Genomic DNA, 26,184 nt, shown 5'->3' on the forward strand with positions numbered 1-26,184 from the left:
GATCCGCCATCCCGCCCATTCACGAACGTGAACGAAATGTAAACAAGGTCCTAAATCTTATAGTTAACGTCATTTTTAGATTGGTAACGGCGTTATTAATTGTGCGATCGCACCGTCCGCTGGCTGTGAGCGCCTGAAGCAAAAAGCGTGCCAAAATGGGTCAAAATCGCCGATTTTCCGGACGCGGCGGCGATCAAAGTTAATGTGATCCGAATATTCGTGGTTAATGGCGGATTCAGACCTGTTAACCCCTTGTTAAGAGCGTTGGCTCCGGTTTTGCTGATCTCGCGTCAAATCCATCCCGGCCGTGCCGAGGTGGGACGATCCCGGTGCGGAGTACGCGAGCGATGTTCGAATTCGTGGGGCGCGATCTGAAGAGGCTTCTGGGCGTCGAGGGCCAGGGACGGGTGTCCCATGCCGCGGCGCATAGAGAAGGCCTGACCGGCGGCGACACCGCGCTGCTGGAACTGATGGACCTGCGCCTGCTGACCAACGAAGCCCGCGCCGCCGACGTCGCCGCCGGTCGGATCGGCTGCAAGGATCGCGCGGTCCGCCTTCTGGAAGCCGCCGTGGTCTGGCGCGAAGTGGCCCGCCGCACCGGCGACGCCGCGGCCCTGCGCAAGGGCGCGGCCCAGGCCGAGGCCGCCGCCAGGCTGGCCGATACCGAACGCAAGGCCGACCTCGTCTGCGCCGCCCGTTGCGAGCAGGCGGTGCTGGCCATGCTGGGCGCCGAGCTGTTCGGTGACGAGGGCCTGCACGCCGCCGCGGGCGCGACGCTTTCCCTGGCCAAGACGGCCCACGGCCCGCACGCCGCCCTGGCCGCCAGCCTGCTGGCCGCCGTCGACGGCCGTATGGCCCTGTCCGACAACGACATCGACCGCGCGCTGGCCGCGGCCCAGGCCTTCGAGGCGCCGCTGGCGACCCTGGCCGGCGAGCGCGGGGCCAGGTCAGGCGGCGCCCGCCTGCAGCTGGCCGAGCAGCGCGCCGCCCGCATCGACCTGCTGCTGGCCTGCGCCGTGCGGCTGAAGGACCGCGCCCTGGTCGAGGTCGCCCTGTCCGAATCCCGGACGGCGCTGGCCGCCCTCGATCCCGATTTCGAACCCCTGACCTGGTCGCGCCTCGAACTGATGCGCGCCGAGGCCCTGGCCCGCCTGGGCGACTTCGACGGCGAGCTGTCGCTGATCGCCGACGCGGTCGAGGCCGCGACCCAGGCCCTGGAGCCGCTGGATCCCGGCCACAGCCCGCTGGACTGGGCCCGCGCCCAGGCTTCGCTGGGCGAGACCTTGCAGGCCATGGGCGAGGCGACGACGTCCGAGCGCTGCTTCGAGCAGGCGGTCACCTGCTTCGACCGGGCAACCCACATCGTGAAGGTGCAGCCGGCGCTGACCCTGCGCGCCGCCGTGGCCAACAACCGCGCCCTCAGCCTGGCGCGCTGCGCCGAACTGACCGCGGACCTGGCCGTGCTCGACGCCGCCGAGCTGGCCTTCAAGGCCGAGCTGGCCGAGCAGCCGGGCGCGCGCGATCCGGCCGGCTGGGCCGTGGCCCAGATGAACCTGGCTCGCCTCTACGAGGCCCGGGTCGAGATCACCGGCCGCGACGACGGGCGCCTCGACCGCGCGGCCACCGCCCTGGCGGTGGCGTTCGACGTCTTCGCCGAACTGGGCCTGCGGTCGCTGACCGACATGGCGGCCCAGGGGTTGCAGCGGATCAAGCAGGCGAACGCCGCCTGACCCGAAATGAAACGCGGAGCCCTGACGGGCCATCCGACAAGACCATAGGGAAGATACAGTGATCGCTTCGTTCGTTCTCGCCGCCGCCGTCACCACCGCCGCTCCGGCCCTTCAGGCCGAGCCGCAGGCCCGCGTGGTCCAGGTGGCGCAACCGCGCGAAGCCGTCGCCCTGCTCAGCTGCATGGTCAAGAGCAACGGCGGCCTGACCGACTGCAGCGTCCAGGCCGAGAGCCCCACCGACCTGGGTGTCGGCGACGCGGCCCTGCAAATGGCCTCGCAGATCCAGGTCGAGCTCCTGGGCCCGGACGGCAAGAGCCGGGCCGGCTCGTTCATCGACGTGCCGATCCGCATCCGTATCCGCTGAATTTAAGCGCGAGTACGCTTTGGGTCTCGCGTCATGGTCTGGCCGGGCGTAAAGCTTGGCCATGGCTTTGCAGCGTATTGTCGGCTGGGGGATCGCGGGCGCTGTTGTGGCGTCCTGTATCGGCGTGGCCGCCTTGCTGGCCGCGCGTCCTTTCGATCGCCGGCCGCCTGGCGCGCCCACGCCGCTCCATATCCAGATCGACAGCGAGGGCGGCGTTTCCATATCCGACGAGGCTGGGCGGGGCCGCCAGGGGGCCATCGCGGAGAAAGCCTTGCTGGTCGCGCAGCCGGATCTGGTTCGCCGCGCCGGTGACACGCTGTTCGTACGTAGCGGCGGGCGCGACGTCGCCGCCTTTACCGACAGCGGCGTGTGCGACGGTTTCGACCAGTGTGCTCGCTGGCGTCTGGCGGGCGTCGTGCCCGTTGGCGGCCAGCGGCTGCCCTATCTCACCTTCTCCCACGGCGAGGGCGAGGCCCTTTCGCTCTTGATCGGCGCCGATGGTCGCCCGCGCGTCGCTGATGTCGGGCGGCCTCTCGCATCACCGGACGGCGTCTGGCTGGTGTTCGGCTCCGAGAGCGACGACGGCGGCGGCGTGACCCTTTATCGGGCCGACGGAGCGGACTTGGTCCCGGTGGCCTCCAAGGGCGCGCCGTGCAGTCCGCAGGCCTGGCTGGCGTCTGACCGCCTGCGCATGGGCTGCGTCGTCGGGCCTGTCGGAGGCGCTCGTCGCGTCGAGGCGAGCCTGGCGCGCGAGTCGGGCGGTGCCTGGACGCTGTCCTACGCTGGCGGGGCGCGTGAACCGCTGCCCGCTATCGAGACCGAGGAAGGCGATCCTGGCGACTTCTTCGAAGGCTGGAGCGAGAAGGGCTACCGCCGCCTGGCGCGCTGAGCGCCTACTTCGCCAGGCCCGACTTCTGCAGCGTCTTGTAGGCCTTGATCACGCGCTGGAGCTTGTGCTCGGCGCTGCGGTCGCCGCCGTTCATGTCGGGGTGGCAGCGCTTGAGCAGTTCCTTGTAGCGCGTGCGGATGGCCGCGGCGTCGGCGTCGACGTCCAGGTCCATGTCGGCCAGGGCCTGGCGTTCCAGCTTGCCGATGGCGCGGCCGGCGGCCGCCGATTCGGCCTTTCGCTGCTGAGCGCGGAACAGGCCGAAGGGGTCCGCCATGTTGCGGGCGTCGCGGGCGGCGGCGGCGGCGGCCTCGCGCGAGCCGGCGTCGGCCTTCATGCTCCAGGTCGGCCGGCCGCCGGTCATCTTCTCGCGCTCCTGCTCGGCGCGAATCTGACCCTCGTTCATGCCGGCGTAGAAGTTCCAGTTCTTGTTGTATTCGGCCGCATGCTGCTGGCAGAAATTGTAATACTGGCCGGGCAGGTCGCGGCTCTTGGGCGCCTTGGCCTCGGCCGGGCGCAGGCAGTCGGGATGCTCGCAGCGCTTCTGGCCGGGCTTGAGCTTGTAGACGTCGTCCGCGCGCGGACCCTCCTCCTCGCCCGGCTTGGGCGGGCGGACTCGGATGTCGAAGAACTTGGGGCGGTACTCGAACGCGCGGCTCATGGCGCTTAGAGTAAGCGCAGGCTATTTCCGTTCAAGGATTGACATGCCGGAGATCACCATGGGCGCCGTCGCAGACGCCATCGAAGCCAAGCTCAACGCCGCTTTTTCGCCCACCAGGCTGGAGCTGGTGGACGACAGCGACCGTCACAACGGCCACGCTGGCCATCGCCAAGGCGGCGAGAGCCACTTCAACCTGACCATCGAGGCGCAGGCCTTTGCCGGCAAGCCCCGCGTGGCCCGCCAGCGGCTGATCTTCCAGGCCCTGCGCGAGGAGATGGCCGGTCCCGTGCACGCCCTGTCGATCGTCGCCCTGGCGCCGGGCGAAAGCTGAACCAGGGGGTGCGGTTTGCGCTTGCATAACCGCCCCGCGACTGATTGCCTCGGTTCCCGGCGCGATCCTGCCGGGACCCGAGGGATGGCATGAGCGCCGCACGACTTTCTTCCGACTTTTCAGGCTCCGACGAAGCCGCCATCGCCGCGCGGCTACCGGCCTATCTGGCGCGGTCCTACGCCCGCTACTCGAATTTCACCGTCGCCAGCGCCGTGGTCGACGACCAGGGCGGCGTGCACTTCGGCGTCAATGTCGAGAACGCCGCCTATCCGTCGGGCACCTGCGCCGAGCAGACCGCCATCGGCGCGATGGTCACCGCCGGTGGGCGCAGGATCGAGCGGGTCTACATCGCCGCCGGCTCGGACGCCGTGGTCCAGCCCTGCGGCGCCTGCCGCCAGCGCATCGGCGAGTTCGCCAGCAGGACCTGCGAGATCGTCTCGGTGCAGGGCGGCGAGGCGACGCGGCGGACGCCGTTCTGGAGCCTGCTGCCCGAGGCCTTCGGGCCGGGGGACCTGTAGTAACAGTTCGGAGTCGGGGAAGTTTCATGGTCACGGAAGCCGTCAAGCAGCGCATGCTCGACATCAGGACCGTCAGGTCCCTGTGCATCGAGGCGACGAACGTGGGTCTGCGGGCCGGACGCGCTACTATAGGCGCGGAGGACCTGCTGCAGGCCTCGCTGGGCATGGCCGACGGCGCGGCGCGACGCGTCTTCGCACGGATCGGCGTCAATCCGGACGGGCTGGCGGCCGCGATCGAGCAGGACGCGGCCGACGTGCGTCGCGGAGCCGTCGTCGAGGAGCGGCTGGAGTATGGCGCGGTCAAGGGCGACCACTGGCTGGTGCTGGCCCATCCGTCCGCCCAGGCCGTGCTGCGTGAACTGGATGAGGTGATGGGCACGGTCGGCGTGACCGGCGCCCATGTCGTCGCCGCGGTGGCGGCGCTTCCCAAGGGCGTGGCGTTTCGCGCCCTCAAGCGCATGGGCGTCCATCCTGACGTGCTGCGTCAGGCGGCCCTGGGCGAGTGCTGAAGGCCGCTCAGGCGATGATGTCCGGGGTCACCTGGTCTTCAAGGCGCACGATCTCGTCCTTCAAGGCGAGCTTGCGGCGCTTGAGGCGGGCGATCTGCAGCATGTCGGGCTGGGGGCGTTCCTCCAGCGCCGAGACGGCGTCCGACAGGTCCTGGTGTTCCTCGCGCAGCGTCGCCAGGCGTCGCTCCACCGCGATGACGGTGTCTTCCGAAGGATCGTCGTCATTCATGGACGTTCCTCCTGGGGCCCCTGTCCGAAGGCGGTGATAGATAGCAAAGCCTGACGGTCGGTAAAGGCCTCAACACAGGGCGTCGGCAAGTCGCGCCAGAGCCGCCTCCTGCGGAGGAGCGCCGACGGCGCGGGCCGCCGCCAGCAGGGCGCCGTAGACGTCGCGCGTGGCGTCGACCGGGCCGCAGGTCGCCTCCAGGCTCTCCATCAGCACCTTCTCGCCGGCCAGCTCGGCGGCCTTCACCTGCTCGCGGAAGCGTTCGCGGGCCGCGTCGTCGATGTTCGCGCGCGAGGGCTTCAGCGCCCGGCGGACGCCGCGCAACGGCGCGCCGACCTCGGCGTCCCAGGCGCGAACCAGGTCGGCCGCGCGCGGCAGGTCGACAGGACGCCCCTCCAGCGCCGCCCAGGCCGCCCACAGCAGGAAGGGCACGTTCTGGCCGTGGGCGTCCTGCAGGTGCAGGCACGCGGCTGCGACAGGCTGTCGCGCATAGACGGAAAGCGCCCAGTCCCAGAACCGCATGGCCGTTAATTTTCGTCCGCTTGATTGACGGTTGGCAGGTCCTCGCCCCATCGCTTCACCGGCCCCCAGGTCAGGCCGAAGAGATCGAGGGCGCGGCCGACGGACTGGTCGACCATCTCCTCGATCGAGGCGGGTTTCGCATAGAACGCGGGAACCGGCGGGGCGATCACCGCGCCCATCTCGGCCAGGCGCGTCAGGGTGCGCAGATGGCCAAGGTGCAGCGGGCTTTCGCGCACCATCAGCACCAGCGGCCGGCGTTCCTTGAGCACCACGTCGGCGGCGCGGGTCAGCAGGGACGAGGTCACGCCGGTGGCGATCTCGCTCATGGTCCGCACCGAGCAAGGGGCGACGATCATGCCCAGCGTGCGGAACGAACCCGAGGCGATGGAGGCGCCGACGTCGCCGACGCGGTGCACGACGTCGGCCATGGCCGCCACGTCGCCGATCGCAAGGCCGGTCTCCTGGGTCAGGGTCAGGGCCGCCGACTTGCTCATGACGAGGTGGCTCTCGACCCCCAGGTCGCGGCAGGCGGCCAGGGCGCGCAGGCCGTAGAGCGCTCCCGAGGCGCCGGAAATACCGACGACCAGGCGGGGCGTGGGAGCAGAGGCTGCGGCGTCCGTCATGGTGAATTTTCGTCCGTCACGGGATTAAGCGGCGCCACGTCAAGCGCTGCTGGTTGCAATCATATGTGATCTGACAGTCCGGGCCAGCGGGTGTTCACTCCCTCGGTCAACAGCCCAAAAGGAGGCCTCACCGATGGCCATCGAATCCCGTATCCGCGAGCTGGGGTCCCGTCACGAGAACCTCGACCGCACGATCCAGGAGGAGACCAACCGTCCGGGTAGCGACGCCACCAGGCTCCGAGAGCTCAAGCGGCAGAAGCTAAGGCTCAAGGAGGAGATAGAGGGGCTTCGAGCCCGGCTCCATTAAAGCCTGCCCGTTTCCGGTAGAGATCGGGAACGGATAAGCAGGCGCCCCCAAAGAACATTTGGAGCGTGGTGAACGCGCTCCGGCCGAAAGGCAAAGAAAAGGCCCATCCGAGCGTCGGATGGGCCTTTTTACTGTCCGGTCCGAACGAGGATCAGTCCTCGTCGTCCTCGTCGTCGACATTGCCCGAGAACGAGCCGAACACGTCTTCGGCTTTCGGTTCGGCGCGCGAGGCGCGGATGTCGCGCTCTTCCTGCTCTTCCTCGGTGAGGTAGGCGGTTTCAGCCGCCGGGCGCAGGGTCGGGTCTTCGGCGACGATGCCCTTCTTGGCGTCGTCCTTGGCCTTCTTCTCGGCCGCCTTCTTGACGAGGGCGTCGAGTTCCAGCTGGCCGACGAGGCCCAGGGTCACCGGGTCGACCGGCTTGATGTTGGCCGCGTTCCAGTGGGTGCGGTTGCGCACCTGCTCGATGGTGGCCTTGGTCGTGCCGAGGATCTTGGAGATCTGGGCGTCGGTCACTTCCGGGTGGTGGCGGATGAACCAGGCGATGGCGTCCGGACGGTCCTGGCGACGCGACACCGGGGTGTAGCGCGGAGCCTTCTTGGCCGGCTTCAGGAGCTCGGCGTGACGGCTGACCTGCGCCTTCATGCGGTAGTTCGGGTTGCCCTGGGCCTTGTCCAGCTCTTCGCGGGTCAGCTGGCCGTTGCCGATCGGATCGGCGCCGCGGATGTCGCGCGCCACTTCGCCGTCGGCGATGCCGCGGACTTCCAGCGGGTGCAGGCCGCAGAAGTCAGCGATCTGCTCGAAGCTCAGCGAGGTGTTGTCCACGAGCCAGACGGCGGTCGCCTTGGGCATCAGGATGTCGGACATGCGGTCCTCCAGAAATGACGGCGCCCGACCTTTCGGCCGGGCGGGGTTGTTCAACACCGAGCTATAATGCGGTTCTGAGCGAAAGGGAACGGGGATCGATCATCTGTCGTCCGTCTCGGGATCCTCCCCCTGAAGGGGGAGGTGGCCCGAAGGGCCGGAGGGGGAAGCGGCTTCTGAACCGCCGCAACAACTTCCCCCTCAGTCGCTCCGCGACAGCTCTCCCTTCAGGGGGAGCATCTTGAGGCGCGAGCTCACACCTCACGGATGATGAACATTCTCACGCCACCAGCACCACCTTGCCCACGTGCTCGCCCGCTTCCAGGTGCGCATGCGCCTTGGCCGCTTCGGCCAGCGGGAAGGTGGCGTCGACGATCGGCGTCAGCTTGCCGGCCGCGATCCACGGCCAGACCGTGCGCTCGACTTCGGCGGCCAGGCGAGCCTTCTCGTCGGCGGAGCGGGGGCGCAGGGTCGAGCCGGTGAGCACCGCCCGCTTCTGCATCACCTTCATCACCGGCACCTCCAGCGTCCCGCCGGCCAGGGCGGCGATGTAGACGATGCGGCCGCCGGTCTTCAGGGCGTCGAGGTTCTTGTCGAAATAGGCGGCCCCGACCATGTCGAGCACCACGTCGACGCCGCCGGCGGCCTTGGCGATTTCGGCGAAGTCTTCGGTCTTGGCGTCGACGGCGAGATCCGCGCCCAGTTCCAGCGCCTTGGCCTTCTTGTCGGCTCCGCGGCCGGTGGCGATGACGGTCGCGCCGGCCGCCTTGGCCATGGCGATCGCCGTTGTCCCGATACCGGACGTGCCACCATGAATCAAAATGGTCTCGCCGGGCTTCAGCGCGCCATGTTCGAACACGTTGGCGAAGACGGTGAAGACCGTCTCGGGCAGGGCCGCGGCCTGGACGAAATCGAAGCCTTCGGGGATCGGCAGGGCCTGGCGGGCGTCGACCACGGCGTACTGGGCGTAGCCGCCGCCGCCCAGCAGGGCGCAGACCTTGTCGCCGACCTTCCAGCGGCCCGCGGCGACCTCGACCTCGCCGGCGACCTCAAGGCCCAGCGTGGCCGGCGCGCCGGGCGGCGGGGGATAGAAACCCAGGCGCTGCAAGAGATCAGGGCGGTTGACGCCCGCCGCGCGCACCCGGATCAGGATCTCGCCAGGGCCCGGCGTGGGGCGTTCGACCTCTACCGGGCGCAGGGCGTCGGCCGCCCCCTTGCCGCCTTCGATCTCGATCGCGGTCATGGTTTCCGGCATCGGCTTTGGCTCCGTCGCGCTTGCGTTGCGTCCTAGGTAGGCGTCTCATGTTCGGTCGGAAAGGGAGGTCACCCATGATCGAAGAGCCGGTCGAGCCGCGCGCGTTCCGCGGCGACGCGCTGAACACGGCCACGCACGAGGATCTCGAGACCTACGGCGTGCGCGAACTGGAAGAGCGGATCGAGGCCCTGGAAGCCGAGATCGCCCGCACCAAGGCCCAGCTCAGCAAGAAGAAAGCGGGACGCGCGGCGGCCGATGCGCTGTTTGGTCGCCTAGACTAACGAAAGGTTTACGCTAGCAGTGGACGCTGATCGTGCGCCTGCCGGTCGCACCGATTCGGGCGGTCGCGAAACGGGACGTTAAGACTTGGCACGGGGGTTGCAGTCCACCCCCACAAGCGAGACGTCCTCGCGGCCTTTGGGGCATTGAGTAGACATGACCGATCCGAACGCGTCCACGGCCCCCTGGCGGGCGGGAGTCATTCAGGACTTCGCCCGCTCGGAATTGTTCGACCGCACTTTCGACGAGGGCATGCTGCTGGTCGAGGAGACCGCGGCCTATCTCGACGGGGCCGGCCGTCACGACAGCAAGATCCTCTCGCGCAACGCGGCCCTGGCCTATGCGAGCGAAAGCATGCGCCTGACCACCCGCCTGATGCAGGTGGCCTCGTGGCTGCTGGTCCAGCGCGCGGTGAAGGAGGGCGAGATGGCCCCCGAGGCCGCCTGCGCCGAGAACTATCGCCTGGCCCTGGAAGCGGGCGAGCAACAGGCCGCCGTCGAGGACCTGCCCTTCGGCCTGGTCAGCCTGCTGCAGCGTTCCGAGCGCCTGTACGAGCGCGTCCGTCACCTGGACCAGCGCATGTATGTCGAGGCCGCCACCGTCGACGAGGCCCCGCGTCCCGTCCAGGCCCAGTTCGACCGGCTGACCGCCGCCTTCGGCGCGGCCTGACACCGGTTCAACCAAGTTCAAAAGCGGGGTAGGAGAGGCGCGTGACCCAAGCGCCTTCCCCCGATTCACAATTCCTGGGCCGCGTGCTCGTCCTGGCCGGATCCGATTCCGGCGGCGGCGCGGGCATCCAGGCCGATATCAAGACCATCACCGCGCTTGGCGGCTATGCGGCCACGGCCATTACCGCCGTCACCGTGCAGAACACCCTGGGCGTCACCGGCGTACATCCGATCCCGCTCGAGGTGATCGAGGCCCAGGCCCGCGCCGTGCTCGACGACATCGGCGCCGACGCCTTCAAGACCGGCATGCTGGGCGATGTGGGCGTGGTCGAGACCGTGGCCCGGGTGCTGGCCGGCGCCTCGCAGGTTCCGGCCGTGGTCGATCCGGTGATGATCGCCAAGGGCGGCGCGTCGCTGCTGGCCGAGCAGGCGATCGATGCGGTCAAGTCGCTGATGATCCCGCGCGCGGCCCTGCTGACCCCAAACGCCCCCGAAGCCTCGGCCCTGACCGGCCTGCCGGTCGAGACGATCGACGACCAGCGTCGCGCCGGCGAGGCCTTGCTGGGCATGGGCGCCAAGGCCGTGCTGATGAAGGGCGGGCACGTCGCGGGCGAGCGGGTCGTGGACCTGCTGATCACCCCGCAGGGCGAAACGAGCTTCGAGGGCGAGCGGATCGACACCCGCCACACCCACGGCACCGGCTGCACCCTGGCCAGCGCCATCGCTACGGGCCTGTCGCAAGGTCTGCCGCTGACCGACGCCGTGGCCAGGGCCTGGAACTACGTCCACGAGGCCATGCTGCGCGCGCCGGGGCTTGGAAAGGGTCACGGCCCGCTCGACCACGCCTGGCCGGTGCGCGGTTGAGGCCCAGCACGAAGCCCGCAAAGCTTTTCTGGGTCGCCGCCGGGGCGGTGCTCGTCCTGGCCTATGTCTATCTCATGCAAGGCGGCATGCGGGACGCGAAGGTCACCCGCATCGAGATCGCCGGCGCGGCGGGCGAGCGGCTGGAGCCGCGTTTTCCAAGTTCGGACACGGTGTGCGAGTTCACGCCCGGCATCAAGTCGCCGCCGGACACGAGCACCCTCCTGACCGACGACAATACGCACGACGCCGTCCGGTCGGTCCGCGCCGTCTGCCCCGACATCGGCAAGCTCGACATCCCGTTCAGCTTCCTGGCGGTCGAGGAGAGCATCTTCGTCGGGCTGAAGGACTGCCGCGTGGTCGGCGTCTACAAGATCTACAAGGACGGGCGGTGGATGGACGGATCCCCGCAAGGCTTCTGCGCGCCGCCGTCGCGTTTGCTGGTGACGAATGATGGAGGCGTGGGCGTTGACCCCTGAGACCTTGCCGGAACGCTTGGAAGAGCGCCTGATCGAGATCGTCCGCGCCACGCCGACCACCATGCAGGTGCTGCGCACCGTCCGTGACCTTGACCTGCCCGACTGGATGATCTTTTCGGGCGCCGTCTACCAGCCGGTGTTCAACCACCTGACGGGCCGGCCGCTGGACTACGGGATCAAGGACTACGACGTCGCCTATCACGACGACGCCGACACCTCCTACGAGGCCGAGGACGTCGTGATCCAGCGCGTGGCCGCCGCCTTCGAGCCGCCGCTGCGCGAGCTGGTCGAGGTGCGCAACCAGGCCCGGGTGCATCTGTGGTTCGAGAAGAAGTTCGGCGCCGACGAGCCCTATCCGGCCCTGCGTTCCAGCGCCGAGGCCCTGGAGCGGTTCGTGGCCACGGCCTTCTGCGTCGGCGTGCGGCTGGAGGCGGACGAGACTTTACGCGTCTGGGCGCCGTTCGGCCTGGACGACCTCTTCGCCATGCGCCTGCGGCCCAACCCGCTGCGAGTGAAGGGGGCGGGCGGCTGGGCGCGCACCACCGGCTCGGCCAAGGCCCGCTGGCCGGAGATCACCGTCGAGGGGTAAGCGCTCTGGACGCCTGGCGCGCACCGCTCTACGGAAATTGATAGCGCTATCATTTTTGTGAGCGACCCCATGGCTCTGCCGCGCCGTACGCTGTTCAAAGGTCTTCTCGCCGGCGCCGCCGCCGCGCCCGCCCTGGCGGCGCAGGCCGGGCCGGCCGACAAGGTCGCGCCGACGTGGGGCAAGGGCGCCGACGGTCGCCGCGTCGCCGACCGGGGCGACGGCGCGTATCTCAACCCGATCATCTCGGGCGATCATCCCGACCCGACGATCCTCAAGGACGGCGAGGTCTACTACATGACCTTCTCGTCGTTCCTGGCCTATCCGGGCCTGGTGATCTGGAAGTCGACGGATCTCGTGAACTGGACCCCGGTCGGCCCGGCGCTGCGCAAGCCGCTGGGCACAATCTGGGCCGTCGACCTGGTCCGGCACGAGGGGCGCTACTTCATCTACATCCCCGCCGACCCGACGGGGCAGGGCTGGTCGATCTTCGCCATCTGGGCCGACAGCATCGAGGGCCCGTGGAGCGACCCGGTCGACCTGAAGATCAGCGGCTGCATCGACCCCGGCCACGTCGTGGGCGAGGACGGCAAGCGCTATCTCTTCGTCAACGGCGTGCGCAAGATCCGCCTGACCGACGACGGGCTGGCCACCGACGGCCAGCTGGAGAAGGCCTACGACCCCTGGCGCTATCCCGACGACTGGATCGTCGAGAATTTCGCGCCGGAAGGCCCCAAGCTGCTGCGCCACAACGGCTGGTTCTACCTGATTACGGCCGTGGGCGGCACGGCGGGCCCGGTGACCGGCCACATGGTCATCGCCGCCCGCTCGCGCTCGGTGCACGGGCCCTGGGAGCACTGCCCGCACAATCCGCTGGTGCGCACCCGCAGCAAGGACGAGCCCTGGTGGTCGCGCGGCCACGCCAGCCTGGTCGAAGGGCCGGCCGGCGACTGGTGGATGGTCTATCACGGCTACGAGAACGGCTACTGGACGCTGGGCCGCCAGACCCTGCTGGAGCCGATCGAGTGGACCGCCGACGGCTGGTTCAAGCCCCTGGGCGGCGATCTCTCCAAGCCCATCCGCAAGCCGCGCGGCGGCAAGGCCGGGCCCTCGGGCCAGTCGCTGTCGGACGACTTCTCGGCCGATCGCATGGGCGTGCAGTGGGCCTTCCATGAGCCGGGGCCCGACGAGGCGTCGCGCGCGACCTATGGCGGCAAGGCGCTGACCCTGAAGGGCAGGGGGGCCTCGCCGATCGACAGCTCGCCGCTGACCTGCATCGTCGGCGACCGTTCGTACGAAGCCGAGATCTCGCTGGAGCTGACCGGCGAGGCCGAGGCCGGGATCCTGCTGTTCTACAATCACAAGGCCTTTGTGGGGTTGGGCTTCACGCCGACCGCCCTGAAGACCTTCCAGTACGCCGAGGAGCTGGCCTGGGCGCGGGTCAAGCACGGCGCCCGCCGCCTGCGCCTGAAGATCCGCAACGACGAGCATGTCGTCACCTACTGGTATTCCTACGACGACGGACGCACCTGGACCCGCCACGGCACGCGGATGGAGGTGTCGGGCATGCACCACAACGTGTTCGGCGGCTTCATCAGCCTGAAGCTGGGGATCTACGCGGCGGGAAGCGGCCAGGTGACGCTGCGCGACTTCGTCTACCAGGCCGGCCTGCCGAAGGCGGTCGAGAGTTAGGGTGTATCGACATTCAAGGTTCGAGCGAGGTTTTCGTCTCAGATTCTGAATGTCGATCCGCCCCAGGGCGGACCGGATCGAGAGTATTGTCATAGTGTCAATACTCCTTTTGCTTCATGGATCATTGCCCGTTACCGCTGTGGCCTCGCCCTGATGAGGAGGCTCTGGTGCGGATCGCGGTCCTGACGTTCGACGGCTACAACGAGCTGGACTCGTTCATCGCCTCGGCGATCCTCAACCGGATGAAGGCCCATGGCTGGGCGGCCTACATCACGTCGCCGACGCCGCAGGCGACCTCGCTGAACGGGGTGACCGTGCAGCGCCAGAAGCCGCTGGAGTTCGCCGCAGAGGCCGACGCCGTGCTGATCGGCAGCGGTTCGAGGACCAGGCAGATCGCCGCCGACGAAGGCCTGCTGTCGCAGATCCATCTCGACCCGTCGCGCCAGCTGATCGGCGCCCAGTGCTCGGGGACGCTGCTGCTGGCCAGGCTCGGCCTGGTCGGCGACCTGCCGGCCTGCACCGACCTGACCACCAAGCCCTGGGTCGTCGAGGCGGGCGTGAAGGTGCTGGACGCGCCGTTCGTGGCCCACGGCAATGTCGCCACCGCCGGCGGATGCCTGGCCTCGCAGTACCTGGCCGCCTGGACCATCGCCCGCCTGGCGGGCCTGGAGCACGCCGAGGCGGCCATCCACTACGTCGCGCCGGTCGGGGAGAAGGAGACCTATGTCGCCCGCGCCCTGGCCGCGATCACGCCCTATCTGCCGGCCGTCAGCGCCGCCGCCTGAGTTCGAGGAGCTTTACCATGCGCCAATGGACCATCGACGCCTTTGCGTCCGCGCCCTTCAAGGGCAATCCGGCCTGCGTGGTCGAGCCATTCGACCGCTGGCCGTCCGACGCCTGGATGCAGGCCCTGGCGGCCGAGAACAACCAGGCCGAGACGGCCTTCCTGCTGAAGACCGCCGATCCGGCGCGTTTCGGCCTGCGCTGGTTCACGCCGGCTCGCGAAGCGCCGCTTTGCGGCCACGCCACCCTGGCGTCGGCTCATGCCCTGTTCGCCGAGCTGGGCGTCGATGTGGAGGTGCTGGCCTTCGACACCCTGTCGGGCGAGCTGCGGGTGCGGCGCGACGGCGAACGGCTGGAGATGGACTTTCCAGCCAATCCGCCGCGCCGGGTCGAGGTTCCGGCGGGCCTTGCCGAGGCCCTGGGCGCGCCGGTGGTCGAGGCCTGGGCCGGCGCCTATCTGGTGGCGGTGCTGGAGGACGAGGCGGCCGTTCGGCGTCTGGAGCCCGATTTCGCCGCCCTCAACCGCGTCGAAGGCGGCGCGACCGACGGCAAGGGCCAGGTGATCGCCGTGGCGCTGGCCGACGCGGGGCGGCCCTATGCGGTGGTCAGTCGATTCTTCGCCCCGGCGGCCGGCATTCCCGAGGATCCGACCACGGGCTCGGCCCACTGCATCCTGATGCCGCTGTACGGCGACAAGCTGGGCAAGGCGGCGCTGGAGTTCCACCAGGCCTATCCGGGCCGCGGCGGGGACCTGTCATGCGAAAGCCGCGGCGCGCGCGTTATCCTGCGCGGCCGCGGCCTCACTGTGGTGGAGAGCCGGCTCCGGGTGGAGCCGGCCTAGCGGTTACCAACGACCGCGGTGGTCGTTGCGGTCGCCGCGGCCGTAGCCGTGGCCGTAGTCGCGGTCGTTGCGCTCGTAGCGGATCTGGGCGCTGATGCGGTCCAGACGACGGTCGAGGTCGGCGCGTTCCCAGCCGTTCAGGCCGCCGGCGCGGTAGCGGTGCTCCAGACGGGCCACCTCGCGCAGCTCGCCTTGCAGGCGGCGGGCCTCGTGACGGTTCAGGTCGCCGGTGCGCACGCCGCGGTCGATCCGCTGTTCGAGCTGCGCCTGGCGCTGGTTGATGGGCTGGGCCATGGCTGCGGCGGGGACGGTGGCGGCCGCCAGGGCCGAGACCGCAACGATCGGCAGAATGATCTTCTTCATCGGTTCGGTTCCTTTCAACTGGTCCGTCGCCGGTCGCGACGACGTTGAAGACAAGAAACCACGTCCCGCCTGAAGCGGTTCTGAGCCCGTCGTTATGTTGAGTTCATCTACCTGAAGTCGTCGTCATGTCGCGGAGCGAGCGCCGCAGGAGCGGAAGCCTCGTCCTTCGACAGGCTCAGGAAGAGGCTTCTCTGTCGCCCTGCCTGCATCTGGTCCTCACCCTGAGCTTGTCGAAGGGCGAGGGCCGCGCGCGGCGGTCAGGCCGCCTCGGCCGCGCTCAGGCGCGCGGCGGCGGCCACGGCGTCCTCGATGGCGGTGTAGAGCTTGGTGACCTCGATCGGCTTGGCCACGTGGCCGTCCATGCCCGCGGCCAGATAGCCCTCGACCTGGTGGACCAGGGCGTTGGCGGTGACCGCCACGATCGGGGTGCGGGGACGGCCCTCGGCCTTCTCCAGCGAGCGGATGGTGCGGGCGGCCTCGACGCCGTCCATCACCGGCATGTGGATGTCCATCAGGATCACGTCGTGCCCGCCAGCGCGCCAGGCCTCGACGCAGGCCGCGCCGTCGGCGACCAGGGCCACCTCGGCGCCCAGGGGCGCGAGCACGGCGGCGATGACCTTCTGGTTGGTCAGGTTGTCGTCGGCGGCCAGTACGCGCAGGCGGCGCGGGGCGCTCTCGTCGACGGGCTCGACGGCGACCGGCGCGGGGGCCTGGATCTCGCCCTTGCCGCGCGGCATGGCGACGACGACGGTGAAGGTCGAGCCCTGGCCCTCACGGCTCTGGACGTGGATGCCCCCGCCCATGACGGCGGCCAGTTCGCGGCAGATCGACAGGCCAAGGCCCGAGCCGCCGAAGCGGCGGGTGGTCGAACTGTCGGCCTGGACGAACTTGTCGAACAGGCGCGGCACGATGTCGGCGGCGATGCCGATGCCGGTGTCGGTGACGTCGATGCGCAGGCCCGAGCCATCCTCGGCCGAGGCGAAGCGCACCGAGACCGCGCCTTCCAGCGTGAACTTCAGGGCGTTCGAGACCAGGTTGGTCAGGATCTGGCGCAGGCGGTCGGCGTCGCCATGCCAGCCGCCCAGGGCCTCGGGGGCGACCATGACGCCGAATTCCAGGCCCTTGTCGCGGGCCTGGCCGACGAAGGTCTCGCGCAGCGAGGCGGCGAGGGTGGAAAGGTCGAAGTCGCGCTCGACCAGCTCCAGGCGGCCGGCCTCGATCTTCGACAGGTCGAGCACGTCGTTCAGCACGGCCAGCAAGAGGCCGCCGGACTCGCGGATCACCGACAGGCGCTCGCGTTGCTTGGCCGACAGGTCGTCCATGGCCATCACTTCGGTCATGGCTAGCACGCCGTTCAGCGGCGTGCGGATCTCGTGGCTCATATTGGCCAGGAAGTGCGACTTCAGCACGTTGGCGGCATTGGCGTCGTCGCGGGCCTTGACCAGTTCGCCCATGGCCGAGCGCAGGTCGTGGTCATTGGCTTCCAGGCGCGAGACCAGGTGGTTGAAGCTGTCGGTCAGGCTGTGGAAGACGTCGTCGTCGCTGGCCTGCTGCACGGGGCTGTAGCGGCCGCCCTGGGCCATGTCGTGCATGGCGTCCGACAGGCGCTGCATCGGCTTGGTCATGCGCCGGGCCAGGCTGTTGGCCAGGAGGATGGCCAGGCCCGCCGCGCCGAAGAACAGGGCGCCGGTCAAGGCCAGGTCGCGGGCCAGGATCTCGACCAGGCTGGGCTGGCGGGCCACCAGGGCCAGTTCGCCGACCTTGCGGCCCTGCAGCACCACGGGGCGGGTCAGGGTTTCGACATTGGCCTCGTTGTCGACGCCGATGCGCGCGACGGTCTGGCCGGAAAGATCGGTGAGGCGCGCGCCGGCCACGTGCGGGGCGCGGATGACGGCGTCGAGGGCGCGGCTGGCGCCGACGGCGTTGTGGTCGGCCAGGGAAGGAGCGGCGCCGGCGGCGACCATCTCGGCCAGGACGCGGTGGTTCTCGCGCGCTTCCTGCCGCGCGACGCTCCATTGCTGGAGCATGAAGCACAGGCACGCGGCGGTGAGCGCTGCGACCGTGGTGCCCAGCGCCACGCCGGCGATTCGCGCCTGCAAGGGCGCGTGAGCAGCGGCTTCCGAATTGCGGCGCGTGTCGTCCATGGCCCTTCCACAGGTCAAACATGGCCATTTTGCCGCAAGGTTCCTAACGACTCGCTTCCAGTCCCAGGTGCAGTCGCGACAAAACAACGCTAGGGCGCATTTTCGATTGCGGCCGCGTTAATGATTCGTTTACCTATTCACTCGGTTCTCTGGAGGAGTCGGGTGTGGAAAAAGTTTTCGTAGCTCAACGTGTCGCCAATAAGCTTTTCGCGACCGAGAACGCCGTTGATACGGCGATGATGGAAGCCGCCGAACTGATGGCGGACATGCTGAAGGCCCGTAAGGACCTCGGCCTGTCGGCGGTCGTCGGCGACAAGGCCAGCGCCAAGCTGGTCGAGGCCCTGGCCGCGCTGGGAGAAGCCCGCAGCGCCATGGTCGACATGCATGGTCAGCTGAACGAAGTGAAGCTGCGCATGGGCATCCGCACGAAGCTGGCGGGCGTGGAAGACAAGTCGGGCGACCTCGGTGGCACGACCGGTCAGTCCGAAGGTCTTCGCACTGTCGCCTGACGGCAAAGTTGCAAGACTTTAACTTAGCAGGGCCCCTAATTTGCGTTAGGGGCCTTTCGCATGCTTGCTAGCGCCATCTCCGCCGCGATCTGGATTGCGATCGTCTCGCTGGTGGCCTTCGCATGGCTGAAGGGAAGTCGTCCCGAACGCATGGGATCCCTGGCCGTGCTGCTCGGCGCGCTGGCCGTGATGGTCACCCACAAGCTGTTGCCGGAAGGCCTGCAGGCCGTCGTGCTGCTGGTCATCGACGCGGCCTTGGCCGTGGCCTTCCTGATGCTGGCCATGCGTTTCGTCAGCCAGTGGCTGGGCGTGGCGATGATCCTGCAGGCGGTGCAGTTCAGCCTGCACGCCTACTATCTCGTGGTCGAGAAACCGCACGACTACCTCTACAGAAGCGTCAACAACATCAACACCATCGGCGTCCTGCTGGCGGTGCTGGTGGGGACGCTGCTGGCCTGGCGTCGCAACGCCCGCGCCGCAAAATAATTGCCCTGGCCGGACGATCCGTCGCGGCTCTTGGAATAAATTTTCAAAATTTCGGTCTTGCCTTCCGAGCGAAAACGCGGTTTTTCGCCGGCGGGCCACGCCCCCCCAACGGGGCGCAGTCCATCTGTAAGGATGGGAGACATCGATATGACTACCCTCGCCAAGCCGGCAATCCGTCCGGCTCGCCCCGAGTTCTCTTCCGGCCCCTGCGCCAAGCGTCCCGGCTGGACCCCCGAAAATCTGAGGAACGCGGTCCTTGGCCGTTCGCACCGCTCCAAGCTGGGCAAGGCGCGCCTGAAGGCCGCCATCGACCAGACGCGCGACGTGCTGGAAGTGCCGGCCGAGTTCCTGATCGGCATCGTCCCCGGTTCGGACACCGGCGCCGTCGAGATGGCGATGTGGTCGATGCTGGGCGCCCGCCCCGTGCAACTGATGGCCTTCGAGTCCTTCGGCAAGGACTGGGTCACGGACGTCACCAAGCAACTGAAGCTGCCGGACGTCGAGGTGCTGAGCGCCCCGTACGGCGAGCTGCCCGACACCGCCAAGGTCGATCCGGCCAAGGACCTCGTCTTCACCTGGAACGGCACGACCTCGGGCGTGCGCGTGCCCAACGCCGACTTCATCTCGGCCGACCGTGAAGGCATCACCATCTGCGACGCCACCAGCGCCGCCTTCGCCCAGGACCTGGACTGGACCAAGCTCGATGTCGTGACCTTCTCCTGGCAGAAGGCGCTGGGCGGCGAGGGCGCGCACGGGATCCTGATCCTGTCGCCGCGCGCCGTGGCCCGCCTGGAAAGCTACGTCCCGGCCTGGCCGATGCCGAAGCTGTTCCGCATGACCAAGAACGGCAAGGTCACGCTCGACCTGTTCGAGGGCGCGACGATCAACACCCCGTCGATGCTGTGCGTGGAAGACGCCCTGGACGCCCTGCAATGGGGCGCCTCGATCGGCGGCCTGCAGGCCATGCAGGGCCGCGCCGACCAGAACCTCAAGGTCCTGGCCGACTGGGTCGAGAAGACCGACTGGGTCGACTTCCTGGCCGCCTCGCCGGAAATCCGCTCCAACACCTCGGTGTGCCTGAAGGTGGTGGACGCCCAGATCGCCGCCCTGCCGGCCGACGCCCAGGCCGACTTCGCCAAGAAGCTGGCCAGCCTGCTCGAGAAGGAGGGCGCGGCCCTCGACATCGGCGGCTATCGCGACGCCCCGGCCGGCCTGCGCATCTGGTGCGGCGCCACGGTTGAGGCCTCGGACCTCGAGGCCCTGACGCCGTGGCTCGACTGGGCCTTCGCCGAGACCAAGGCGGCCACGCTCCAGGCGGCCTGAAGCCGGTGTTCGCCGATCCCCTGACGCAGCGCCTGGCCGACTTCGTCATCGGCATCGGCATCGACGTCACGGCGGGCGAGCTGCCCGACGACACCTTCCTTCCCGGAGTGGACATCCGCTTCGGGGGGCTGGTGATCGACGAGCAGCGCCTGGCCCACCCCGGCGACATCCTGCACGAGGCCGGCCACATCGCCGTCACCGAACCGGAAGGCCGCAAGGCCGAACGGCTCGAACCCTCCGACGGCGAGGAGATGGCTACCCTGGCGTGGTCCTGGGCCGCGCTCACCCACCTGCAGCTCGACCCCGGCGTGGTCTTCCATCCGGAAGGCTACAAGGGCGACGCCGGGTGGCTGGTCGAGACCTTCACGTCCGGGGGCGCCATCGGCGTGCCTCTGCTTCAGTTCTATGGCCTTGCCCTCGAGCCGCGACTGGCGGCCGAGCGCGGGGTCGCTCCCTTCCCGCACATGCTGCGCTGGCTTCGCTGAGCGCGGCTTTCGACCCAAAGACACATCGCGGCCCGACCGCCGACAAGGAACACCGACCATGGCTCCTCGCGTCCTCATCGCCGACAAGCTTTCTCCCGCCGCCGTCGACATCTTCAAGAACCGCGGCCTCGACTTCGACATCAAGGTCGGCCTGTCGAAGGACGAACTGATCGCCGTCATCGGCGACTATGACGGCATCGCCATCCGCTCGGGCGCCAAGCTCGACAAGGACGTGATCGCCGCCGCCGACAAGCTGCAGGTCATCGCCCGCGCCGGCATCGGCGTCGACAACGTCGACATCCCGGCCGCCACGGCCAAGGGCATCGTGGTGATGAACACCCCGTTCGGCAACTCGATCACCACGGCCGAGCACGCCATCGCCATGATGTTCGCCCTGGCCCGCCAGATCCCGGCCGCCGACGCCTCCACGCAAGCCGGCAAGTGGGAAAAGAACCGCTTCATGGGCGTGGAGCTCTACGCCAAGACCCTGGGCCTGATCGGCGCCGGCAACATCGGCGGCATCGTCGCCGACCGCGCCCTGGGCCTGAAGATGAAGGTCGTGGCCTACGACCCCTTCCTCTCGCCTGAGCGCGCCATCGAGATGGGCGTCGAGAAGGTCGAGCTGGAAGAACTGCTGGCTCGCGCCGACGTCATCACCCTGCACACCCCGCTGACCGACAAGACCCGCAACATCCTGTCGGCCGAGAACCTGGCCAAGACCAAGAAGGGCGTGCTGATCGTCAACTGCGCCCGCGGCGGCCTGGTCGACGAAGAGGCCCTGCGCAAGCTGCTGGACGAAGGCCACGTGGCCGGCGCCGGCTTCGACGTGTTCGTCACCGAACCGGCCAAGGAAAACCCGCTGTTTGGGTCGGACAAGGTGGTGGCCACCCCGCACCTGGGCGCCTCGACCTCGGAAGCCCAGGAGAACGTGGCCCTGCAGGTCGCCGAGCAGGTCAGCGACTACCTGCTGACCGGCGCCGTGACCAACGCGCTCAACAGCCCCTCGGTGAGCGCCGAGGAAGCCCCCAAGCTGAAGCCGTTCGTGGCCCTGGCCGAGAAGATCGGCGCCCTGGCCGGCCAGATGGTCGACTTCGGCATCAAGGCCATCGACATCGCCTTCGAGGGCGAAGTCTCCAACCTCAACGTCAAGCCGCTGACCTCGGCCGCTCTGGCCGGCGTGCTCAAGCCGATGCTGGCCGAGATCAACATGGTTTCGGCCCCGGCCGTGGCCAAGGAACGCGGTATCACCGTCTCGGAAAGCCGCCAGGAAAAGAGCCCGACCTACGACTCGCTGCTGCGCGTGACCATCACCACCGAAAAGGGCAAGCGCGCCTTCGCCGGCACGGTGATCGCCGGCGCCCCGCGCGTCATCGAGGTCAAGGGCATGGAGCTGGACGCGGGCTTCTCGCCGGCCATGCTCTACATCAACAACCTCGACAAGCCGGGCTTCATCGGCGCCCTGGGCATGCTGCTGGGCGAAGCGGGCGTCAACATCGCCACCTTCAACCTGGGCCGTGTCTCGGCTGACGAAGACGCCATCGCCCTCGTGGGCGTCGACCAGGCCCCGAGCGAAGAGCTGCTGGCCAAGATCCAGGCCCTGCCGCACGTGAAGGAAGCCCGCGCGCTGACCTTCTGAGGGTGACTTGGTGGTGGATGGAAGGAGACTTCCATTCACCGTCCAATCCATGCCTCCCGATCGCCTTCCTGGGCCTTGTGCCCAGGATCCATCGTTCAGCCGCTCAGACCTCGCCGGAAACGGTCGAGGTCTGAGCTGTTTCTGGCATGGACCCTCGCCACAGGGGGCGAGGGAGGCGGGTAAGGGGGTGCGGTTGCGCCACGCCGATGCAGTTCCCGTGCAGAGCGCGACAAGAATGGCCGCCAACCGCCCGCCGCCATTTTCACGCCCCAGGTGAGCGGCTAGGGCAGGGCTCGCCTCGTCCAGGAGCCCCGATGTCCCGCAGCTTCAAGCGCAAGATCAACTGGCTAGCCTTCGCCGTCTTCGCGGCGGCGGCCGCCTATGCGTTCTGGAAGGCGATCACGCCGGGCGACGACAGCGTGGGCCTGATCCCATGGGACAAGGCCAAGCACTTCATCGTCTTCTATGTGCTGGCCGTGCTGGGGTGCCTGGCCCTGCCCAAGAGCCGGCTGTGGCGGATCGGCCTGGTTCTGGTGGCCTTCGGCGGGCTGATCGAGATCGTGCAGCACTTCACCGGCCGCGACATGTCGTGGGGTGATCTGGTCGCCGACTTCTGCGGCGTGACGGCGGCCTATGCCTACAGCCTGGTCGGCGCGATCCGCCGCAAGCTGCCGGCCGGCTGAGCTTGACCGTTTCCGGCGGCGCGCTCACCACTGGCGCGTGAAGAAGTTCCCGCCGCTCAAGACCGATTCCGACGACATGCTGCACCTGGACGCCCTGCGGGCGCTGGGGGCGGTGCTGATCGTCGTCTTCCACTTCAACCGGTTCATCAATATCGACGGCCGCTGGCAGGCGGTGGACGACACGGTCAAGAGCTTCAGCCTGCTCGTCGACCTGTTCTTCGTGATCTCCGGCTACGTGATCAGCGCCGTCTATACGGGCCGGATCCGCACGGTCTCGGACTTCCGCTGGTTCCTGCAGAAGCGGGTGGCGCGGCTGATGCCGCTGCACTGGCTGACGCTGGGCGTCTTCGTCGTCATCGCCATCGCCGGGGTCATGGGCCTGGTCAACGACCGCGACCCCAGCCGCTACGACCCGGCCTGCGTCGTGCCCAACATCCTGAACCTGCAGGCGTTCGGCATCTGCCGGGCCCAGACCTTCAACTTCGTCAGCTGGTCGATCAGCGCCGAGTGGGCGATGTACCTGGTGTTGCCGCTGCTGCTGTGGCTGGCCATGCGGGGAACGGCGTGGCTGGTCGTGGTCACGGCGGTGATCCTGGCGGCCCTGTTCGCCATTCCAGCGCAGCAGCCTTTCCACATGTGGACCGCCGACTTCGGGATCGCCCGGGCCGCGCCCGGCTTCCTGGTCGGCATGATCGCCTACAAGATCCGTGGCCCCCTGGGCCGCCTGCCGGGCGCGCGCTGGTGGTTCTTGGCTTCGTGCATCGCCTTCATCGTCGGCTGCGCCGTGCAGCTGGACCGCGACCTGCTGCTCTTCGTCTGCTACGCCGTCGGCCTGCTGGGCGTGGCGGCCGACAACGCCCCCGTGAAGCCCGGCCCCGTGGTGCGCTGGCTGGCGCCCTGGGGGCAGCTTTCCTACTCGATCTACATGCTCCACCCGATCGTGCTGAAGATCGCCCTGAACTGGGTGGGCCTGGGGATGTTCCACCTGGATGGCGACGTCATGCGCCTGTGGTGCCTCTTCTGGGGGCTGGTGCTGATCCCCGTGAGTTATGCGTCGCTGATGTATTTCGAGAAGCCGGCGCGGGATGCGATCGCGGGGTGGGGAAAGAAGAAGTCCTGACCCTCTCCCGGAGGGGAGAGGGAGGGGCCCAGGCGAAGCCTGGGAGGGTGAGGGGTGAAGGCGCCTGACGTCGTGCCGGCACGCCGTCTTCGGTCCCTAACCCCTCATCCGGCGCTTCGCGCCACCTTCTCCCTATGGGAGAAGGGATTTCGACACGTGATCCACGAAGGCCGGCAGCTCGCTGATCGAGGCCAGTTCCACATAGCGCTCATGCCCGACCGGCGCCTCGGCCGCCTCGTGGGCCCAGACCAGCGGGTAGGGGATCAGCGCGCCCCAGGCGCCGGCCTCCAGCGCCGGCAGGATGTCGGACCGCATTGAATTGCCGGCCATCAGGCCCTGCTCGGCGCCGGTGCCGTAGCGCTCGAACACCCGGCGGTAGGTGCCCGCGTCCTTCTCCGAGACGATCTCGACCGCGGCGAACAGGTCGCCCAGCCCCGAGGCCGCCAGCTTCTGCTCCTGGTGCAGCAGATCACCCTTGGTGATCAGGATCAGGCGGTAGCGCTTGGAAAGCTCGGCCAGGGCCTTCTCGACGCCCGGCAGGGGCTCGACCGGCTCGGTCAGCATCTCGCGGCCCACCGCCAGGATCTCGCGGATCACGCGGGTGGAGACCGCGCCGTCCGTCAGGTCCAGCGCGGTCTCGATCATCGACAGGGTGAAGCCCTTGGCGCCGTAGCCATAGATCCGCAGGTTGCGCTTCTCGGCCACGGCCAGCTGGCTGTTGATCCGTTCCTCGTCGCCGAAGTCGGACAGCAACTCGACGAACCGCTTGTGGGTCAGGCGGAACAGGGTTTCGCAGTGCCAGAGGGTGTCGTCGGCGTCGACGCCGACCGTGGTGATGAGGCTCATCCCGTCCGTCTACATCAGCGCAGGGCGCGCTTGTAGAGGTCCAGCAGGTTGGTCCAGGCCTGTTCGGCGGCGGCCTCGTTGTAGACTTGGCTGCCCTTGACCGTCCAGCCGTGGGCGGCGCCTTCGAAGACCTCGACCTTGGCCGGGCGCTTGGCCTCGGCAAAGGCGGCCTTCAGCTTGTCCTTCACGTCGGGTTCCTTCTTGTCGTCGTTGTCGGCGACCTCGATCAGGTACTCGGCGTGGGTCTTGGGGATCAGCAGGTGCGGGCTGGTCGGGTCGGCCGTGACCAGGCCCCCGCCGTGGAAGCTGGCGACGGCGGCGATGCGGCCCGGGGCGGCGGCGGCGGTGCGGAACGACAGCGGCCCGCCCATGCAGTAGCCCTGCACGCCGATCTTGCGGCCCTTGTCGGTTTCCTTCTGGGCGTCGAGGAAGGCCACATAGGCCAGGGCGTCGCGGTCGGTGCCCTCGGGCGTGACCGTGGCGCGCAGAGGCGTGATCTTGGCGCGGTCTTCGGGGTTGGCGAAGTTGAAGGTCCCGTCGATCACGGGGGCCTTCTTGACGCGATAATAGAGGTTGGGGACCAGCACCACGTAGCCGGCGGCGGCCAGGCGGCGGCCCATGTCGCGGAACACCGGGCGCAGGCTCATGACGTCGGGCCAGATCAGCACGGCGGGCCACTTGCCCTTGCCGGTGGGCTTGAACAGGGCCGCGTCGGCCTCGCCGTCGGGCGTCTTGATGGTGACGTCGGTCTCGACGACCTTGTCGTCGGCGCGGGCGGAGGCGGCGGCCAGGCCCCCGGCGGCGGCGGTCATCAGGCCGAAGGCGCGGCGCGAGACGCGGGGATCATGAACCAGGCCGGGGTGGATGTCGTCGTCGCACATCGCGCGGGCTCCTTGCTGAACAGAGGCGCCCGCACGGTGCACGACCTGACGCCGAAGGCAATCGGCGGCTCGCGATAAGGTTCAGAAGGTCAGGACGACGAAGACAACGCCGCTGATCACCACGCCCGCGCTCAGCATCACGCCGAGCGCCTGGCCGGCCAGCGACTGACCGGGAAGGCGCGTCCAGGCGATCTTCGGCGCGCGCTTCTGGGCGGCTCGATCGTGGACGGCGGCGGTCATGATTCCATCTCCTCGTTTAAGCCCAAGCTTGTGGGGCCTGACGAGTTAACGAGCATGAACGGCCGACGGATGCAGGCGTGCGACCGATTGATCCAGGGTGCGCCTAAAGGGTCACACTCCAGCCGTCGCGACCGCTGCCCGGGCCCACGGGCGGCGGGGGCTTGGCGCAGGCCGTGTGGGCCTTGGTGACCCTCCGCAGCGAGGCGGGAAAGCGGTGCAGCTTGCTGTCAGGTCGGATCGGTCGGGCCACCAGGTCGCCCTCGCAATTGGGGCAGACGCCTTGGAATCGGGTTTCCGCACAGTCGGCGCAGAAGGTGCATTCGAAGGTGCAGATGCGGGCCTCGCCGCTGTGGGGCGGCAGGTCGCGGTCGCAGCACTCGCAGTTGGGGCGCAGTTCGAGCAAGGGCCGTCCTCCCGTGTTCTTATGCGTTGAAGCCTCGCACCATAAGGGCTTGAGGGGCGTCCGCGCGAGGGGGCGCGTCGGG

34 protein-coding genes are annotated in these 26,184 nt (G+C 68.6%); 22 read left to right on the forward strand and 12 right to left on the reverse strand.

Annotated features, from left to right (window positions below; genetic code table 11):
* The first annotated feature begins 347 nt into the window (after window positions 1-347).
* The 3 genes from ACODR1_RS05265 to ACODR1_RS05275 all read left to right on the forward strand — a co-directional run bounded on the left by ACODR1_RS05265 (window position 348) and on the right by ACODR1_RS05275 (window position 2,983).
* Entirely contained in the window at window positions 348-1,730 is a 1,383-nt protein-coding gene (locus tag ACODR1_RS05265; protein ID WP_488879507.1) for a hypothetical protein, read from the forward strand.
* Window positions 1,731-1,788: 58 nt separating this feature from the next.
* Complete coding sequence (locus ACODR1_RS05270; protein WP_116490497.1) at window positions 1,789-2,094, forward strand: TonB family protein; 306 nt, start codon at window positions 1,789-1,791, stop codon at window positions 2,092-2,094.
* Between the two features lie 61 nt (window positions 2,095-2,155).
* Entirely contained in the window at window positions 2,156-2,983 is an 828-nt protein-coding gene (locus ACODR1_RS05275) for a hypothetical protein (protein WP_488879508.1), read from the forward strand.
* Between the two features lie 4 nt (window positions 2,984-2,987).
* Here the strand turns inward: ACODR1_RS05275 and ACODR1_RS05280 are convergent, their stop codons facing one another.
* Window positions 2,988-3,641, reverse strand: coding sequence for a J domain-containing protein (locus ACODR1_RS05280; RefSeq protein WP_488879509.1), 654 nt, complete (start codon window positions 3,639-3,641; stop codon window positions 2,988-2,990).
* A 58-nt stretch (window positions 3,642-3,699) separates the two neighbouring features.
* Between ACODR1_RS05280 and ACODR1_RS05285 the strand changes: the two genes are divergently transcribed.
* The 3 genes from ACODR1_RS05285 (at window position 3,700) to ACODR1_RS05295 (ending at window position 4,999) form a co-directional block, all read left to right on the forward strand.
* On the forward strand, window positions 3,700-3,972 hold the full coding sequence (locus tag ACODR1_RS05285; RefSeq protein WP_488879510.1) for a BolA family protein: 273 nt from the start codon (window positions 3,700-3,702) through the stop codon (window positions 3,970-3,972).
* Window positions 3,973-4,061: 89 nt separating this feature from the next.
* Entirely contained in the window at window positions 4,062-4,490 is a 429-nt protein-coding gene (gene cdd / locus ACODR1_RS05290) for a cytidine deaminase (RefSeq protein WP_488879511.1), read from the forward strand.
* Between the two features lie 26 nt (window positions 4,491-4,516).
* Window positions 4,517-4,999: a hypothetical protein gene (locus ACODR1_RS05295; protein ID WP_488879512.1), complete on the forward strand. Its 483-nt coding sequence runs from the start codon at window positions 4,517-4,519 to the stop codon at window positions 4,997-4,999.
* 7 nt (window positions 5,000-5,006) lie between these two features.
* Here the strand turns inward: ACODR1_RS05295 and ACODR1_RS05300 are convergent, their stop codons facing one another.
* The 3 genes from ACODR1_RS05300 to ACODR1_RS05310 all read right to left on the reverse strand — a co-directional run bounded on the left by ACODR1_RS05300 (window position 5,007) and on the right by ACODR1_RS05310 (window position 6,370).
* Window positions 5,007-5,228, reverse strand: coding sequence for a YdcH family protein (locus ACODR1_RS05300; RefSeq protein WP_058346540.1), 222 nt, complete (start codon window positions 5,226-5,228; stop codon window positions 5,007-5,009).
* Between the two features lie 69 nt (window positions 5,229-5,297).
* Window positions 5,298-5,747, reverse strand: a complete 450-nt coding sequence (locus ACODR1_RS05305; protein ID WP_488879513.1) for a TIGR02444 family protein — start codon at window positions 5,745-5,747, stop codon at window positions 5,298-5,300.
* 5 nt (window positions 5,748-5,752) lie between these two features.
* Entirely contained in the window at window positions 5,753-6,370 is a 618-nt protein-coding gene (locus ACODR1_RS05310) for a UbiX family flavin prenyltransferase (protein WP_488879514.1), read from the reverse strand.
* A 133-nt stretch (window positions 6,371-6,503) separates the two neighbouring features.
* Between ACODR1_RS05310 and ACODR1_RS05315 the strand changes: the two genes are divergently transcribed.
* A complete protein-coding gene (locus ACODR1_RS05315; protein WP_058346543.1) occupies window positions 6,504-6,677 on the forward strand; it encodes a YdcH family protein in 174 nt (57 codons plus the stop codon).
* A 151-nt stretch (window positions 6,678-6,828) separates the two neighbouring features.
* Here the strand turns inward: ACODR1_RS05315 and ACODR1_RS05320 are convergent, their stop codons facing one another.
* Entirely contained in the window at window positions 6,829-7,542 is a 714-nt protein-coding gene (locus tag ACODR1_RS05320; protein WP_116490504.1) for a DUF1013 domain-containing protein, read from the reverse strand.
* A gap of 277 nt (window positions 7,543-7,819) precedes the next feature.
* Window positions 7,820-8,794: an NAD(P)H-quinone oxidoreductase gene (locus tag ACODR1_RS05325; protein WP_488879515.1), complete on the reverse strand. Its 975-nt coding sequence runs from the start codon at window positions 8,792-8,794 to the stop codon at window positions 7,820-7,822.
* Window positions 8,795-8,868: 74 nt separating this feature from the next.
* Here ACODR1_RS05325 and ACODR1_RS05330 point away from each other — a divergent pair, with 74 nt between their 5' ends.
* The 8 genes from ACODR1_RS05330 to ACODR1_RS05365 all read left to right on the forward strand — a co-directional run bounded on the left by ACODR1_RS05330 (window position 8,869) and on the right by ACODR1_RS05365 (window position 14,983).
* A complete protein-coding gene (locus tag ACODR1_RS05330; protein ID WP_488879516.1) occupies window positions 8,869-9,075 on the forward strand; it encodes a DUF1192 domain-containing protein in 207 nt (68 codons plus the stop codon).
* Window positions 9,076-9,229: 154 nt separating this feature from the next.
* Window positions 9,230-9,742: a protease adaptor protein RcdA gene (rcdA, locus tag ACODR1_RS05335; RefSeq protein WP_116490507.1), complete on the forward strand. Its 513-nt coding sequence runs from the start codon at window positions 9,230-9,232 to the stop codon at window positions 9,740-9,742.
* A 74-nt stretch (window positions 9,743-9,816) separates the two neighbouring features.
* Window positions 9,817-10,605 (forward strand): bifunctional hydroxymethylpyrimidine kinase/phosphomethylpyrimidine kinase, encoded by a 789-nt coding sequence (thiD, locus tag ACODR1_RS05340; RefSeq protein ID WP_488879543.1) that lies wholly within the window; start codon window positions 9,817-9,819, stop codon window positions 10,603-10,605.
* Between the two features lie 86 nt (window positions 10,606-10,691).
* Window positions 10,692-11,081 (forward strand): hypothetical protein, encoded by a 390-nt coding sequence (locus tag ACODR1_RS05345; RefSeq protein WP_488879517.1) that lies wholly within the window; start codon window positions 10,692-10,694, stop codon window positions 11,079-11,081.
* Window positions 11,082-11,085: 4 nt separating this feature from the next.
* Window positions 11,086-11,670 (forward strand): nucleotidyltransferase family protein, encoded by a 585-nt coding sequence (locus tag ACODR1_RS05350; RefSeq protein WP_488879544.1) that lies wholly within the window; start codon window positions 11,086-11,088, stop codon window positions 11,668-11,670.
* A gap of 69 nt (window positions 11,671-11,739) precedes the next feature.
* On the forward strand, window positions 11,740-13,359 hold the full coding sequence (locus tag ACODR1_RS05355; protein ID WP_488879518.1) for a family 43 glycosylhydrolase: 1,620 nt from the start codon (window positions 11,740-11,742) through the stop codon (window positions 13,357-13,359).
* A gap of 167 nt (window positions 13,360-13,526) precedes the next feature.
* Window positions 13,527-14,144, forward strand: coding sequence for a DJ-1/PfpI family protein (locus ACODR1_RS05360; protein ID WP_488879519.1), 618 nt, complete (start codon window positions 13,527-13,529; stop codon window positions 14,142-14,144).
* Window positions 14,145-14,161: 17 nt separating this feature from the next.
* Window positions 14,162-14,983, forward strand: a complete 822-nt coding sequence (locus ACODR1_RS05365) for a PhzF family phenazine biosynthesis protein (RefSeq protein ID WP_488879520.1) — start codon at window positions 14,162-14,164, stop codon at window positions 14,981-14,983.
* 3 nt (window positions 14,984-14,986) lie between these two features.
* Here the strand turns inward: ACODR1_RS05365 and ACODR1_RS05370 are convergent, their stop codons facing one another.
* A complete protein-coding gene (locus ACODR1_RS05370) occupies window positions 14,987-15,346 on the reverse strand; it encodes a hypothetical protein (RefSeq protein WP_488879521.1) in 360 nt (119 codons plus the stop codon).
* 257 nt (window positions 15,347-15,603) lie between these two features.
* A complete protein-coding gene (locus ACODR1_RS05375; RefSeq protein ID WP_488879522.1) occupies window positions 15,604-17,490 on the reverse strand; it encodes an ATP-binding protein in 1,887 nt (628 codons plus the stop codon).
* 236 nt (window positions 17,491-17,726) lie between these two features.
* Between ACODR1_RS05375 and ACODR1_RS05380 the strand changes: the two genes are divergently transcribed.
* The 7 genes from ACODR1_RS05380 (at window position 17,727) to ACODR1_RS05410 (ending at window position 23,732) form a co-directional block, all read left to right on the forward strand.
* Window positions 17,727-17,999 carry a hypothetical protein gene (locus tag ACODR1_RS05380; protein ID WP_338065469.1) on the forward strand — a complete coding sequence of 91 codons (273 nt, stop codon included), beginning with the start codon at window positions 17,727-17,729 and terminating at the stop codon, window positions 17,997-17,999.
* Window positions 18,000-18,059: 60 nt separating this feature from the next.
* A complete protein-coding gene (locus ACODR1_RS05385) occupies window positions 18,060-18,485 on the forward strand; it encodes a hypothetical protein (RefSeq protein ID WP_488879523.1) in 426 nt (141 codons plus the stop codon).
* 147 nt (window positions 18,486-18,632) lie between these two features.
* Window positions 18,633-19,808: a phosphoserine transaminase gene (locus ACODR1_RS05390; RefSeq protein ID WP_488879524.1), complete on the forward strand. Its 1,176-nt coding sequence runs from the start codon at window positions 18,633-18,635 to the stop codon at window positions 19,806-19,808.
* Window positions 19,809-19,813: 5 nt separating this feature from the next.
* Complete coding sequence (locus ACODR1_RS05395; RefSeq protein WP_488879525.1) at window positions 19,814-20,293, forward strand: hypothetical protein; 480 nt, start codon at window positions 19,814-19,816, stop codon at window positions 20,291-20,293.
* A 58-nt stretch (window positions 20,294-20,351) separates the two neighbouring features.
* Entirely contained in the window at window positions 20,352-21,929 is a 1,578-nt protein-coding gene (gene serA, locus ACODR1_RS05400; RefSeq protein WP_488879526.1) for a phosphoglycerate dehydrogenase, read from the forward strand.
* 314 nt (window positions 21,930-22,243) lie between these two features.
* Window positions 22,244-22,612, forward strand: coding sequence for a VanZ family protein (locus tag ACODR1_RS05405; protein ID WP_334348461.1), 369 nt, complete (start codon window positions 22,244-22,246; stop codon window positions 22,610-22,612).
* A gap of 37 nt (window positions 22,613-22,649) precedes the next feature.
* Window positions 22,650-23,732 (forward strand): acyltransferase family protein, encoded by a 1,083-nt coding sequence (locus tag ACODR1_RS05410; protein ID WP_488879527.1) that lies wholly within the window; start codon window positions 22,650-22,652, stop codon window positions 23,730-23,732.
* Between the two features lie 132 nt (window positions 23,733-23,864).
* Here ACODR1_RS05410 and ACODR1_RS05415 read toward each other — a convergent pair whose 3' ends face one another.
* The 4 genes from ACODR1_RS05415 to ACODR1_RS05430 all read right to left on the reverse strand — a co-directional run bounded on the left by ACODR1_RS05415 (window position 23,865) and on the right by ACODR1_RS05430 (window position 26,102).
* Complete coding sequence (locus tag ACODR1_RS05415) at window positions 23,865-24,578, reverse strand: HAD family hydrolase (RefSeq protein ID WP_488879528.1); 714 nt, start codon at window positions 24,576-24,578, stop codon at window positions 23,865-23,867.
* A gap of 14 nt (window positions 24,579-24,592) precedes the next feature.
* The gene (locus ACODR1_RS05420) at window positions 24,593-25,459 is read right to left on the reverse strand and encodes a dienelactone hydrolase family protein (protein ID WP_488879529.1); all 867 of its coding nucleotides are present in this window, start codon (window positions 25,457-25,459) and stop codon (window positions 24,593-24,595) included.
* 81 nt (window positions 25,460-25,540) lie between these two features.
* Window positions 25,541-25,699, reverse strand: coding sequence for a hypothetical protein (locus ACODR1_RS05425; RefSeq protein WP_488879530.1), 159 nt, complete (start codon window positions 25,697-25,699; stop codon window positions 25,541-25,543).
* 103 nt (window positions 25,700-25,802) lie between these two features.
* Window positions 25,803-26,102: a DUF1272 domain-containing protein gene (locus tag ACODR1_RS05430; RefSeq protein WP_488879531.1), complete on the reverse strand. Its 300-nt coding sequence runs from the start codon at window positions 26,100-26,102 to the stop codon at window positions 25,803-25,805.
* Window positions 26,103-26,184: the final 82 nt, after the last annotated feature.

The sequence above is a fragment of the Caulobacter sp. FG7 genome, from assembly GCF_057808875.1.

Coding starts and splice junctions, on each gene's coding strand:
- ACODR1_RS05265 (WP_488879507.1), top strand. CDS start 348: ATGTTCGAATTCGTGGGGCGCGATCTGAAGAGGCTTCTGGGCGTCGAG.
- ACODR1_RS05275 (WP_488879508.1), top strand. CDS start 2,156: ATGGCTTTGCAGCGTATTGTCGGCTGGGGGATCGCGGGCGCTGTTGTG.
- ACODR1_RS05280 (WP_488879509.1), bottom strand. CDS start 3,641: ATGAGCCGCGCGTTCGAGTACCGCCCCAAGTTCTTCGACATCCGAGTC.
- ACODR1_RS05285 (WP_488879510.1), top strand. CDS start 3,700: ATGGGCGCCGTCGCAGACGCCATCGAAGCCAAGCTCAACGCCGCTTTT.
- cdd (WP_488879511.1), top strand. CDS start 4,062: ATGAGCGCCGCACGACTTTCTTCCGACTTTTCAGGCTCCGACGAAGCC.
- ACODR1_RS05295 (WP_488879512.1), top strand. CDS start 4,517: ATGGTCACGGAAGCCGTCAAGCAGCGCATGCTCGACATCAGGACCGTC.
- ACODR1_RS05300 (WP_058346540.1), bottom strand. CDS start 5,228: ATGAATGACGACGATCCTTCGGAAGACACCGTCATCGCGGTGGAGCGA.
- ACODR1_RS05305 (WP_488879513.1), bottom strand. CDS start 5,747: ATGCGGTTCTGGGACTGGGCGCTTTCCGTCTATGCGCGACAGCCTGTC.
- ACODR1_RS05310 (WP_488879514.1), bottom strand. CDS start 6,370: ATGACGGACGCCGCAGCCTCTGCTCCCACGCCCCGCCTGGTCGTCGGT.
- ACODR1_RS05315 (WP_058346543.1), top strand. CDS start 6,504: ATGGCCATCGAATCCCGTATCCGCGAGCTGGGGTCCCGTCACGAGAAC.
- ACODR1_RS05320 (WP_116490504.1), bottom strand. CDS start 7,542: ATGTCCGACATCCTGATGCCCAAGGCGACCGCCGTCTGGCTCGTGGAC.
- ACODR1_RS05325 (WP_488879515.1), bottom strand. CDS start 8,794: ATGCCGGAAACCATGACCGCGATCGAGATCGAAGGCGGCAAGGGGGCG.
- ACODR1_RS05330 (WP_488879516.1), top strand. CDS start 8,869: ATGATCGAAGAGCCGGTCGAGCCGCGCGCGTTCCGCGGCGACGCGCTG.
- rcdA (WP_116490507.1), top strand. CDS start 9,230: ATGACCGATCCGAACGCGTCCACGGCCCCCTGGCGGGCGGGAGTCATT.
- ACODR1_RS05345 (WP_488879517.1), top strand. CDS start 10,692: ATGCGGGACGCGAAGGTCACCCGCATCGAGATCGCCGGCGCGGCGGGC.
- ACODR1_RS05355 (WP_488879518.1), top strand. CDS start 11,740: ATGGCTCTGCCGCGCCGTACGCTGTTCAAAGGTCTTCTCGCCGGCGCC.
- ACODR1_RS05365 (WP_488879520.1), top strand. CDS start 14,162: ATGCGCCAATGGACCATCGACGCCTTTGCGTCCGCGCCCTTCAAGGGC.
- ACODR1_RS05370 (WP_488879521.1), bottom strand. CDS start 15,346: ATGAAGAAGATCATTCTGCCGATCGTTGCGGTCTCGGCCCTGGCGGCC.
- ACODR1_RS05375 (WP_488879522.1), bottom strand. CDS start 17,490: ATGGACGACACGCGCCGCAATTCGGAAGCCGCTGCTCACGCGCCCTTG.
- ACODR1_RS05380 (WP_338065469.1), top strand. CDS start 17,727: ATGATGGAAGCCGCCGAACTGATGGCGGACATGCTGAAGGCCCGTAAG.
- ACODR1_RS05385 (WP_488879523.1), top strand. CDS start 18,060: ATGCTTGCTAGCGCCATCTCCGCCGCGATCTGGATTGCGATCGTCTCG.
- ACODR1_RS05390 (WP_488879524.1), top strand. CDS start 18,633: ATGACTACCCTCGCCAAGCCGGCAATCCGTCCGGCTCGCCCCGAGTTC.
- serA (WP_488879526.1), top strand. CDS start 20,352: ATGGCTCCTCGCGTCCTCATCGCCGACAAGCTTTCTCCCGCCGCCGTC.
- ACODR1_RS05405 (WP_334348461.1), top strand. CDS start 22,244: ATGTCCCGCAGCTTCAAGCGCAAGATCAACTGGCTAGCCTTCGCCGTC.
- ACODR1_RS05415 (WP_488879528.1), bottom strand. CDS start 24,578: ATGAGCCTCATCACCACGGTCGGCGTCGACGCCGACGACACCCTCTGG.
- ACODR1_RS05420 (WP_488879529.1), bottom strand. CDS start 25,459: ATGTGCGACGACGACATCCACCCCGGCCTGGTTCATGATCCCCGCGTC.
- ACODR1_RS05425 (WP_488879530.1), bottom strand. CDS start 25,699: ATGACCGCCGCCGTCCACGATCGAGCCGCCCAGAAGCGCGCGCCGAAG.